Annotated in this window: 10 protein-coding genes; 7 read left to right on the top strand and 3 right to left on the bottom strand. The window is 68.2% G+C overall.

Annotation, left to right across the window (positions count from 1 at the left end; genetic code table 11):
• The first annotated feature begins 22 nt into the window (after positions 1–22).
• From hemB to SRAA_RS10760, 4 genes are all read left to right on the top strand, one after another.
• On the top strand, positions 23–1,030 hold the full coding sequence (gene hemB, locus SRAA_RS10775; protein WP_045532667.1) for a porphobilinogen synthase: 1,008 nt from the start codon (positions 23–25) through the stop codon (positions 1,028–1,030).
• 6 nt (positions 1,031–1,036) lie between these two features.
• Entirely contained in the window at positions 1,037–1,447 is a 411-nt protein-coding gene (locus SRAA_RS10770) for a rhodanese-like domain-containing protein (RefSeq protein ID WP_045532665.1), read from the top strand.
• A gap of 69 nt (positions 1,448–1,516) precedes the next feature.
• Complete coding sequence (gene recQ / locus SRAA_RS10765; protein ID WP_420834933.1) at positions 1,517–3,430, top strand: DNA helicase RecQ; 1,914 nt, start codon at positions 1,517–1,519, stop codon at positions 3,428–3,430.
• 256 nt (positions 3,431–3,686) lie between these two features.
• Complete coding sequence (locus SRAA_RS10760; protein ID WP_045532663.1) at positions 3,687–5,576, top strand: phosphoenolpyruvate carboxykinase (GTP); 1,890 nt, start codon at positions 3,687–3,689, stop codon at positions 5,574–5,576.
• A gap of 19 nt (positions 5,577–5,595) precedes the next feature.
• Here the strand turns inward: SRAA_RS10760 and SRAA_RS10755 are convergent, their stop codons facing one another.
• Complete coding sequence (locus tag SRAA_RS10755; protein ID WP_045532661.1) at positions 5,596–6,762, bottom strand: AI-2E family transporter; 1,167 nt, start codon at positions 6,760–6,762, stop codon at positions 5,596–5,598.
• 36 nt (positions 6,763–6,798) lie between these two features.
• Complete coding sequence (locus SRAA_RS10750) at positions 6,799–7,269, bottom strand: hypothetical protein (RefSeq protein WP_144318753.1); 471 nt, start codon at positions 7,267–7,269, stop codon at positions 6,799–6,801.
• A gap of 175 nt (positions 7,270–7,444) precedes the next feature.
• Here SRAA_RS10750 and SRAA_RS10745 point away from each other — a divergent pair, with 175 nt between their 5' ends.
• The 3 genes from SRAA_RS10745 (at position 7,445) to SRAA_RS10735 (ending at position 10,350) form a co-directional block, all read left to right on the top strand.
• Positions 7,445–8,443: a metallophosphoesterase gene (locus SRAA_RS10745; protein ID WP_082040036.1), complete on the top strand. Its 999-nt coding sequence runs from the start codon at positions 7,445–7,447 to the stop codon at positions 8,441–8,443.
• Between the two features lie 63 nt (positions 8,444–8,506).
• Positions 8,507–9,784, top strand: a complete 1,278-nt coding sequence (locus tag SRAA_RS10740) for a D-amino acid dehydrogenase (protein ID WP_045532657.1) — start codon at positions 8,507–8,509, stop codon at positions 9,782–9,784.
• Between the two features lie 62 nt (positions 9,785–9,846).
• Positions 9,847–10,350, top strand: coding sequence for a flavin reductase family protein (locus SRAA_RS10735; RefSeq protein WP_045532655.1), 504 nt, complete (start codon positions 9,847–9,849; stop codon positions 10,348–10,350).
• 16 nt (positions 10,351–10,366) lie between these two features.
• Here the strand turns inward: SRAA_RS10735 and SRAA_RS10730 are convergent, their stop codons facing one another.
• A complete protein-coding gene (locus SRAA_RS10730) occupies positions 10,367–11,233 on the bottom strand; it encodes an HDOD domain-containing protein (RefSeq protein WP_045532654.1) in 867 nt (288 codons plus the stop codon).
• Positions 11,234–11,250: the final 17 nt, after the last annotated feature.

Raw genomic sequence — 11,250 nt, 5'->3', positions numbered from 1 at the left:
CAGAGTTTGCCACAATACACGCATGAGCCAGCCCCCCGCCCCTTTTCCGCTGTCGCGGCCGCGCCGCCTGCGCCGCGACGCCTTTAGCCGCAACCTGGTGCGCGAACACCAGCTCACGGCGCACGACCTGATCTACCCGGTGTTCCTGCTCGACGGCAGCGACCGCTGCGAGCCGGTGGCCTCCATGCCCGGCGTGGAGCGCTTGAGCCTGGACCGGTTGCTGCCCGTGGCGCAGGAGTGCGTGGAGCTTGGCATTCCGGCGCTGGCGCTGTTTCCGGTGCTCGACCCAGCCCTCAAAACCCCGGACGGGCGCGAAGCCTGCAACCCCGAAGGCTTGGTGCCGCGCGCGGTGGCGGCGCTGAAAGCGCGCTTTCCCATGCTGGGCCTGATGACCGACGTGGCGCTCGACCCCTACACCAGCCACGGCCAGGACGGCCTGCTCGATGACAGCGGCTACATCGTCAACGACGCCACGGTGCAGGTGCTGGTGCAGCAGGCGCTGTGCCAGGCGGCGGCCGGGGTCGATATCGTGGCCCCGAGCGACATGATGGACGGCCGCATCGGCGCCATCCGGCAGGCGCTGGAGGCGCAGGGCCATGTGCACACCCGCATCATGGCCTACAGCGCCAAGTACGCCAGCGCCTTTTACGGCCCCTTTCGCGATGCGGTGGGCAGCGCCGCCAACCTCGGCCGCGCCGACAAAAAAGTCTATCAGATGGACCCCGGCAACAGCGACGAGGCGCTGCGCGAAGTGGCGCTCGACCTGGCCGAAGGGGCCGATATGGTGATGGTCAAACCGGGCCTGCCCTACCTCGACATCGTGCGCCGGGTGAAGGATGAATTCCGCGTGCCCACCTTTGCCTACCAGGTGAGCGGCGAATACGCCATGCTCAAGGCGGCGGCGCAAAACGGCTGGCTGGCGCACGACGCCGTGATGATTGAGAGCCTGCTGGCCTTCAAGCGCGCCGGGGCCGACGGCGTGCTGACCTACTTTGCGCGCGAGGCGGCGCGGCTGCTGCGGCGAGAATAGGCCCCTATGCAACACCTTTTACCCCGCCAAGCTTGGGACTGGCTGCAAAGCCTCAGCGCGCGCCCGGCCGAGCAACGCCCACTGTTTGTCGATGTGCGCATGGAGGTCGAGTCGCTCTATGTGGGCCGCCCGCCCGGTGTGGTGCAAGTGCCGTGGTACGAATACCCCGAACTGCGCCCCGATGCGCAGCGCTTCGTGCAGCAGGTCGAGCGCGAAGCCGGCAGCAAGGAGCGCCCGCTGCTGCTGATCTGCCGCAGCGGCAAGCGCACGCTTGATGCCGGGGCGGCGCTGGAGGCGGCTGGCTTTGGCGAAGTGGCGCACGTGCTGCACGGCTTCGAGGGCGACTTGGATGCGAACTTTCACCGCTCCACCCGCAACGGCTGGCGTTTCGACGGCCTGCCGTGGGAGCAGATGTGAACGCAGCCCGTGGCTGAAGCGGCGCTGGCACCCCTAGGGCTGCAGCCAGGGGCGGTGACCGAGCCGGGGCTGGAGCCCGGGTCTGGCTTGGACGGGCCGCGCTCGGACCGCGCCAGCGCCGACCCCTGCCTGCAGGTGCTGCAAGAGGTGTTTGGCTACCCCGCCTTTCGCGGCGCGCAGGCCGAGATCGTGGCGCACCTGAGCGCGGGCGGCGACGCACTGGTGCTCATGCCCACTGGCGGCGGCAAATCGCTGTGCTACCAGGTGCCGGCGATCGTGCGGCAGCGCGCCGGGCGCGGGCTGACGGTGGTGGTCTCGCCGCTGATCGCGCTCATGCACGACCAGGTGGGGGCCTTGCTCGAAGCCGGGGTGGAGGCGGCCTACCTCAACTCCAGCCTGAGCCCGGAGCAGGCCGCAGCGGTCGAGCGGCGCATGATGAGCGGCGCGCTCACCTTGCTCTACGCCGCCCCCGAGCGGCTGGCCACGGCGCGCTGCATGGCGCAACTGCAAGCCCTGTACGAGCGCGGCGCCCTGAGCCTGTTTGCCATCGACGAGGCGCACTGCGTGAGCCAGTGGGGGCACGATTTCCGGCCCGACTACCGCAGTCTGGTGGCGCTGCACGAGCGCTTTCCCGGCGTGCCGCGCATCGCCTTGACCGCCACCGCCGATGCGCTCACGCGGGCCGACATCGTCGAGCAGTTGCAGTTGCAGCAGGCGCGCACCTTCGTGAGCAGCTTCGACCGGCCCAACATCCGCTACGCCATCGTCGAGAAAAAAGACAGCCTGCAGCAGTTGCTGCGCTTCATCGAGCGCGAGCACAGCAGCCAGGTCAATGGCCAGTTGCAGCACGACGCGGGTGTGGTCTATTGCCAGTCGCGGCGCAAGGTCGAAGACGTGGCGGCGCAACTGGCGGCGCATGGCCTGCAGGCGCTGCCCTACCACGCCGGGCTCGACGCCGCCACGCGCCAGCGCCACCAAGACCGCTTCTTGCGCGAAGACGGGCTGATCATGGTCGCCACCATCGCCTTTGGCATGGGCATCGACAAGCCCGACGTGCGCTTCGTGGCGCACCTCGATTTGCCCAAAAACATCGAGGGCTACTACCAGGAGACCGGCCGCGCCGGGCGCGACGGCCAGCCGGCCAATGCCTGGATGGCCTACGGGCTGCAAGACGTGATCCAGCAGCGCAGCCTGATCGACGCCAGCCCGGCCGCCGACGAATTCAAGCAAGCCATGCGCGGCAAGCTCGACGGCCTGCTGGCCCTGGCCGAGGCCAGCGACTGCCGCCGCGTGCGCCTGCTGGGCTACTTTGGTGAGGACTCCAGCGCCTGCCACAATTGCGACAACTGCCTGGCCCCGCCCCAGACTTGGGACGCCAGCGAGGCGGCGCGCAAGCTGCTCTCGTGCATCTTTCGGGTGCAGCAGGCCAGCGGCAGCGCCTTTGGGGCCGGGCACCTGATCGACATTTTGCGCGGCAAGGCCACCGACAAGGTGCAGCAGCACGGGCACCAGCGCCTGAGCACCTTTGGCATCGGGGCTGAACTGGGCGAGAGCGAATGGCGCAGCCTGCTGCGCCAGCTCATTGCGCGCGCGGCGGTGTGGGTCGATGGCGAGCACTTCAACACCCTGCGCCTGGGCGAAGGCGCGCGCGCCGTGCTCAAGGGCGAGCAAAGCGTGTATTTGAAACTGCAGGCCCGCACCCGCACCACGCCGGCCGCTACCGCGCGCACGCGCAGCAGCGCCGCCAGCACGCTGCCGCTGGCCGCACGCGAAACGCTGGCCGCGCTCAAAGCCTGGCGCGCCGAAGTGGCGCGCGAGCACAACCTGCCCGCCTATGTGATCTTTCACGACGCCACGCTGGAGGCGCTGGCGCAGCGCCAGCCGCGCACCTTGGCCGATCTGCAGGGCATTCCGGGACTGGGCCAGAAAAAACTGCAGGCCTATGGCGCCGAGGTGTTGCGCGTGCTGGAGCGCCGGCTCTGAGGCCCGGCAGGGCTGCCTGCGGGCCTGTGGCAAAGCCGGCTGCCGGGGTAGGGCCAGCACGGCCATCGCAGAGGCGGCATCAGTTTATGCAAGTCTTGCATGAGAAAATTCAGCCAATTTCACGCGCATTTCATAAAATTCAAGTTTGTACCCACGCGGCTCGCATGGCACCTTCCAGCAAGGCCCCCAAACGGATCCGGTAAGTCCCTCGTCGGGGATTTCCCACATCCGTTTTTTAGTCTTTGGAGTCGATTGCATGAACGCACCTGCGATGTCGGGCTTGGCCCTGAACGCACCCGATTGGGTACTACACCCCCGCCTGCTGGCTTGGGTGGCCGACATGGCCGCCCTGTGCCAGCCCGATCGCATCGAGTGGTGCGACGGCAGCGTGGCCGAATACGACCGCCTATGCCAGCAGATGGTCGAGGCCGGCACCCTGGAGCGCCTGAACCCGGCCAAGCGCCCCAATTCCTACCTGGCCCGCACCGACCCCTCTGACGTGGCTCGGGTCGAAGACCGCACCTACATCTGCTCCGAAAAAGCCGATGACGCCGGCCCGACCAACAACTGGATGGATCCGGCGCAGATGCGCGCCACCTTGCAGCCGCTGTTTCAAGGCTGCATGCGCGGACGCACCCTGTACGTGATCGCTTTCTCTATGGGGCCGCTGGGCTCGCCGATCGCGCACATCGGGGTCGAGCTCTCCGACAGCCCCTACGTGGTCGTCAACATGCGCCACATGACGCGCATGGGTCGCGCCGTCTATGAGGTGCTGGGGCGCGAGGGCGAATTCGTGCCCTGCATGCACACCGTGGGCGCCCCGCTGCAACCGGGGCAGGCCGATGCGGTTTGGCCCTGCAACCCCAGCACCAAATACATCGTGCACTACCCCGAGACGCGCGAAATCTGGTCCTACGGTTCGGGCTACGGCGGCAACGCGCTGCTGGGCAAAAAATGCCTGGCGCTGCGCATCGCCTCGGCCATGGGGCGCCAGGCCGCGCAAGGCCCCAACGGTGGCCCGGGCTGGCTGGCCGAGCACATGCTGATCTTGGGTGTGACCAACCCGCAGGGCAAAAAATACCACGTCGCCGCCGCCTTCCCGAGCGCCTGTGGCAAAACCAACTTCGCCATGCTGATCCCGCCCAAGGCCTTTGAGGGCTGGCAAGTGAGCACCGTGGGCGACGACATCGCTTGGATCAAGCCCGGTGCCGACGGGCGCCTGTACGCCATCAACCCCGAAGCGGGCTACTTTGGCGTGGCCCCCGGCACCAACACCCTGACCAACCCCAACTGCATGCGCAGCCTCGAACGCGACGTGATTTTCACCAACGTGGCGCGCACCGACGACGGCGACGTCTGGTGGGAAGGCATGGGCCCAGCCCCGGCGCACGCGATCGACTGGCAGGGGCGCGACTGGACGCCGCAACTGGCCCAAGCCAGCGGGGCCAAGGCGGCGCACCCGAACGCGCGCTTCACCGTCTCGGCCACCAACAACCCGGCGCTCGACCCGGCTTGGGACGACCCGGCCGGGGTGCCGATCGACGCCTTCATCTTCGGCGGCCGGCGCAGCAGCACGGTGCCCTTGGTCACGCAGGCAGGCAGCTGGAACGAGGGCGTGTACATGGCCGCCACCATGGGCTCCGAGACCACCGCCGCCGCCTTTGGGGCCCAGGGCGTGGTGCGCCGCGACCCCTTTGCCATGCTGCCCTTTTGCGGCTACCACATGAGCGACTACTTCCAGCACTGGATCAGCCTCGGGGCCCGCCTGGAGGCCAGCGGGGCCCGGCTGCCCGCGATTTTCTGCGTCAACTGGTTTCGCAAAGGCGCCGATGGCAAGTTCGTCTGGCCCGGCTTTGGCGACAACATGCGCGTGCTGCACTGGATGCTGCAGCGCTTGGAGGGCCAGGCCGAGGGGCAGGCGCACGCCTTTGGCACCAGCCCGCGCTACGCCGATCTGAACTGGGATGGGCTGGATTTCAGCGCGCAGCAGTTTGAGACCGTGAGCCGCATCGACGCCGCCGACTGGGCACAAGAGCTGGCCAGCCACAGCGCGCACTTCGAGCAACTGGCGCACCACCTGCCGCCCGAGCTGCTGGCGGTCAAGGCGCGGCTGGAGCAGCGGCTGGCGGCAGGCGCGCACGCTTAAGGACTTCCTAGAGATGCCGCTAGGCGTGCGGTGAGCCTGTGGCCGGCGCAGCGGGCGTGTGCGCGCTCGGCAGTGCGGTGCCGGCCGCGCCTGTGGCCTCGGTGGCCTCCGCTGCCCGCACGGCGGCGGCCTCGCTGGCGGCCCACTCCCGCCAGATCGCCAGCAGCACCGCCAAGATGACCGGGCCGACGAAGAGTCCGATCAGGCCGAACGCGCCCAGTCCCCCGAGCACGCCGAACAGCACGATCAGGAACGGCACATTGGATACGCCGCTGATGACCAGCGGGCGCACCAGGTTGTCGATCCAGCTCACCGCCAGCATGCCCCAGAGCAGCAGGCCGACGCCAGCGGCGATGTGGCCGGTGAGCAGCAGCCACAGCCCCATCGGCACCCAGATCAGCGTCGCGCCGAACGGGATCAGCGCCAGCATCGCGGTTGCTGCGCCCCAAAAGACCGGCGCCGAGATGCCCGCCGCCCAGTAGCCCAGCCCAGCCATAAAGCCCTGTACGATGGCCGCCAACAACAGGCCATAGACAACGGCGCGGGTGGTGTCGCCGACCGCGTCGAAGTAGCCCCGCACGCGCGCTCCGAGCAGGCTCTGCAACACCTGGCGCGATTGCGCAATCAACTCCTCGCCGTCGCGGAACAAGAAGAAGGCGGTCAGCAGCGCGATCGCAAAGCGCATCGCATTCAGGCCCAGATCGCCCAGCAGGCTGACCGCGTGCGCACCCAGCCACTGCCCCCACTGCTCGCCCATTGCGGCGAGCTGGCGGCCCAAGGCCTCGCGGTCGCCGCCGAGCAGCGCCAGCCGCTCCTCCAGCCAGGGGCCGAGCCAAGGGATGGCCGCCAGCGGTTCCGGCAGCTCGACCCCGGCGCGCAGCAGGGCGACCGCGTCGCGCATCGCGCCGTAGCCCTCGCGCTGCAGCATGAACAGCAGCCAGGCCGGCACCGCGACCAAGACCACGGCCAGCGCCATGGTCATCGTGAACGCGGCCCAGCCGCGCCGACCATGAAAGCGAGCCAGCAGGCGCTGGTACAGCGGCCACGAAACATAGACCAAGATCGCCGCCCAGACCACTGCGGTGACAAAGGGCTGCAACACGACCAGCCCAGCGAGCAGCAGCACACTCAGCAGTGCGGCGATCAGGGCACGGCGCAGCCAGAGCGGAGGGTGGGCTTCGTTCATCGGTGCGTGGGGGTGGGCAAAGGGCGGTTAACGGCATTATCGGGCAGGGCGCGTGGGCGCAACCGATTGGGCATCTTGCTGCGCGCGCAATTCGGCCTGTAGGCGGGCGTCGTGTTGCGCCAGCGCGGCGAAGCGGGCGTCGGCACGGGCTTGGGCACGTCGCTGGGCCCAGTGGTCCAGCGCCTCGGCGCTGCGCTGGGCCATGCGGTGTGCGGTGCCGGCCAGCAACAGGCAGCCGGCAAACAGCAGCAGCCACAAAGCCAGCCAGGCCAGCAGCAGATAATCGTTGGCCCGCTCGCTCAACAGTTGCGCGCTGGCCAGCGCCAGCAAGACCACGCCTAGCGCCAGCAGCAGCACCGCCAGTGGACGCACCCAAGCGCGTCGGTGCAGCAGGTGCGGGCTGAGCGGCGGTTGCGGCTGCACACGCACCATGGCGGGCGCATTTGTGGGCGGGTGGGTTGACTCTAGGGCCCCGGAGTCGGCCGGTGTGGGGGTTGATGCGTACATCGTCAATCTCCTTTTGCTGCACTGCAGCATTACCAAGGTCCGATCTTAGGGTAAACCCCAGGTGGCTGCCAAGCGATTTTTCAATCCCTTACATTTGCTTGCCCGTTGCGGTCTTGTGCAAGGGGAGCCAGCCCTTGTTTATTCGGCGCCCCGCATGGGGAATCGCCCTCACCGCATGAAAATCCAGCTTCTGAGCGATTTGCACCTCGAAGTCCAGCCCAACTGGCAAGCCCGTCCGGCCCCGGGGGCCGATGTGTTGGTGCTGGCGGGCGACATTGGGTCTTACCAAAGCGCATCGGTGCCCAAAGCCGCCCTGGCCGCCGCCCCGCTCGCTGGAGACAGCCCGGCCGCCGCCCGGCTGCAGCCGCTTGCATCGGAGCCGCTGCCAGCGCCCCCCGCGCCGCCCCTGATGAGCGAGCCCGACTGGGGTTTGCGCCGCTTCTCGCCCTTGCCGCAGTACGCGGGCTGGCCCACGCCGGTGCTGTTTTGCCCGGGCAACCACGAATACGACGGGCTCGACTTCGACACCACCCACCAGGCCCTGCGCGCCTGCTGCGAGCGGCTTGGCATCATTTGGTTGGAGCGTGAGCAATGGATTTACCGAGGCGTGCGTTTTGTCGGCACCACCTTGTGGAGCGACTTTGATGCCTTGGCCGAGCAGCCGCACAGCGGTCGCGGCCTGCCGGTCGATCCGCTGGCGCGGCGGCTCAAGCTGCGCGAACGCGCCTTTCGGGCCGCCAACCACTATCTGCGCAAAATGCAGACGCTGCGCCATGGCCAGGTTTTTGACGCCGCGGCCATGCGCGAGCAAGCCCTGCTGTGCCAGCAGTGGTTGCGCCACGCGCTGGCGCAAGCGCACCCAGGTCCGACCGTGGTGGTGACGCACTTTGCCCCCAGCCTGCGCAGCCATGACCCGCGCTACGGGCTCAATCCGGGCAGCGCCGGCTTCTGCAACGCCCTCGACGAGCTGTTGCCGCTGGCCGATCTGTGGTTGCACGGGCATTTGCATTGCGCCCACGACTACACGGTGGGGCGCTGCCGGGTGGTGGCCAATCCGCTGGGTTACGCCGACAAAAACGAACAAGCCGGATTTTTGGCGCAGCAACTGATCGAATGCCCGCCGCTTGATCGGAGCCCCCTGCCAGCAGGCACTTGGGGCCGTGGCGTGGATTGAGCTGGGGAATGCGGCAAAATCAGCGGCACAACGGGCCCCAAGCGGCCCACGAAAGGAGCTTGCATGCACGTCGTCGTCCTCGGGGCTGGCATCATCGGTACCTGCAGTGCATGGCATTTGTTGCAAGCCGGGCACGAGGTCACGCTGGTGGACCGCCAAAGCGATGCGGCGCTGGAAACCAGCTTTGCCAACGCGGCCCAAATCTCGGTCGGCTACAGCGCACCGTGGGCCCATCCCGACACGCCCCTGAAGGCCTTGGGCTGGATGCTGCAGCGCCAAGCCCCGTTGCTGCTGCGGCCGCAGTGGGACCGGGCCCAGTGGTCGTGGCTGTTGCGTTTTTTGCGCCAGTGCACGCACAGCGCCTTCGAGCGCAACCTGCGCCAACTGGTGGCGCTGGCGCGTTACAGCCAGGCCACCCTGGAGCAGATGGTGCAGCAGACCGGCATCGAGTACCAGCGCAGCCAGCGCGGCATCGCGCTTTATTGCACCGACGCCGCCAGCCTGCGCGGCGCCGCCCGCGTCACCGAAATGATGCGGGCGCTCGGGGTGCAGCGGCGCCAGCTCGGGCGCGACGAGTTGTTGCAGCTCGAACCGGCCCTGCAGCCCTTTGCCGAGCGCTTGCTGGGGGGCTGCTACACCGGCACCGACGAGCATGGCGATGCGCGTGCCTTTACCCAGGCGCTGGCGCTGCGCTGCCAGAGCGCGGGCGCGCACCTGCTGTATGGACACCTGATCGAGCAGCTGGCGCTCGAAGGCGGGGTGCTCAAGCGAGCGGTGCTCAGGCACCAACGCACCGGTGTGACCCGGGTGCTGCAGGCCGACGCCTTCGTGCTGGCTTGCGGCAGCGACTCGGTGGCGCTGGCGCAGCCCTTGGGCTTGCATTTGCCGGTGTATCCGTGCAAAGGCTACAGCGCCACGCTCAAGCTGCTGCGGCCCGAGCGTGCGCCGGCGCTCAGCCTGATCGACGACGAATGCAAAATGGCCGTCTCGCGTCTGGGGGACCAGTTGCGGGTCGCGGGCACGCTCGAATTGGCCGGCATGGACCGCGCGCTCGATACCCCGCTGGCGCGGGCGCGCTGCGCACGCCTGTTGCAGCGCATCGAGGCGGTGTTCCCCGAGGTGGCCGATACCCGCTTGCCCGAACAAGGCGGAGCGCCCAACTTTTGGTGCGGCCTGCGCCCCACCACCCCCAGCAACGTTCCGCTGATCGGCCCCAGCCGCATCGCCGGCTTGTGGCTCAACGTCGGCCACGGCACCCTGGGCTGGACGCTGGGGGCGGGCTCGGGGCGGGCGCTGGCGCGTCAGATGAGCGGGCAAAGCCCGGAGTACGGACCGCTATAAATCCCTTGCGCCTTGAATGCAAATGGGGGCAAGGGCGGTTTCGGTGACAATCTAGCCCGTTTATGACGCCACGCACCGCCGCACCACACCCCTCCCCGCAGGACCTGCGCGCCGCATTGGGCCGCTTTGCCACCGGCGTGACGATCGTCACCACCCGTGCGGTCGATGGCAGCCCGGTCGGGCTGACGGTGAACTCTTTTAATTCGGTTTCCTTGCAGCCGGCCTTGGTGCTGTGGAGCTTGGCGCTGCGCTCCAACGCGCTGCCGGTGTTTCAGCAAGCCCAGCACTTTGCCATTCATGTGCTGGCGGCCTCGCAGCGCGACCTGGCGCTGCGTTTCGCCACCCCCGGCATCGACCGCTGGGCCGGGGTGGAACACCAGCCCAGCCCCGCCGGCGTGCCCTTGCTGGCCGGCGGCGTGGCGCGCTTCGAGTGCCGACACCACAGCCTACACACCGAGGGCGACCACCTGATCTTCGTCGGCGCGGTCGAGCGCTGCGAGCATCGGCCAGATGCCCGGCCCTTGCTCTACCACGGTGGGCGCTTCTACACCGAGCACCCGCTCTGAGCCGGCGCTTGCCTGTTCAGTGCAGGGAGACGGCCTCAAAGACCGGGTGCAACTCGTCGATCCAGTGCTCCACTTCAGCGGCATCGATTTGCAAATGCGCCAAACACGCGGCTCCGCAACGGGCCCAGTCGGCGGGTGCGTTGACGCCCTCGTGCTGCAGCACCAGGTAGTCGGCCACCAGCAACAGCGCCACCAGTTGGCGCACTGGGGCACCAATGCGGGCATCGCCTAGGCAGCTGAAATCGTGGTGCAGCCGCACCGCCAGCGCCACCTCGGGCGGCAGGTTCCAGGTGCGGGCCACGATCGCCCCCACCACCGCGTGGTCGGTGCGGTGGTTGGCCTCTTCGGTCTGGGAAAAGCTGCGGTCGCGCCGCGCCAGTGCTTCCGCGATGGTGCTGCCATAACCCTTGAGGCCGCCGAGCATGACCGGCATGCCCACATGACAAAACAAGCCGGCGCTGTAAGCCAGTCCGGCGTCGAGGTCGTAGAGTTGCCTGCTGATGTGCGCGCAGGCCAGTGCGCGCCGCGTCGAGGTGTCCCAGAAATGCCGCAACAGCGGCGAATGCACCGGTAGCGCCCGGCGCGTTAAAAAGCCGCTGAGCAGCTGCACCGCGGCCTGCAAGCCCAGCACCGTCATGGCGCGGCCAACCGTTTGCACCGGGTGTTCCAGTGCCAAAAGGGGGCTGTTGGCGTGGCGCATCAAGGCCGCCGCCATGGCCACATCGGAACTGGCAATGCGGTCGATCTCGACCAAATCGGGTTCCGCCTCGGCCATGGCCTGTTGCAACTGTCGCAGCAGCTCCGGGCATGGCGGAATCAGGATGTCGCGCACCGGGCCACTGCGCCGGGCGCGCTCAAGTTCGTCGATTAGGGGCTGAGACATGGCAGAAGTGAGGGTGT

Origin of the sequence: Serpentinimonas raichei (assembly GCF_000828895.1) — a bacterium.
Lineage (GTDB): Bacteria > Pseudomonadota > Gammaproteobacteria > Burkholderiales > Burkholderiaceae_C > Serpentinimonas > Serpentinimonas raichei.
The sequence above is the reverse complement of the archived record's forward strand: the minus strand, read 5'-3'. Positions and strand labels throughout refer to the sequence as shown.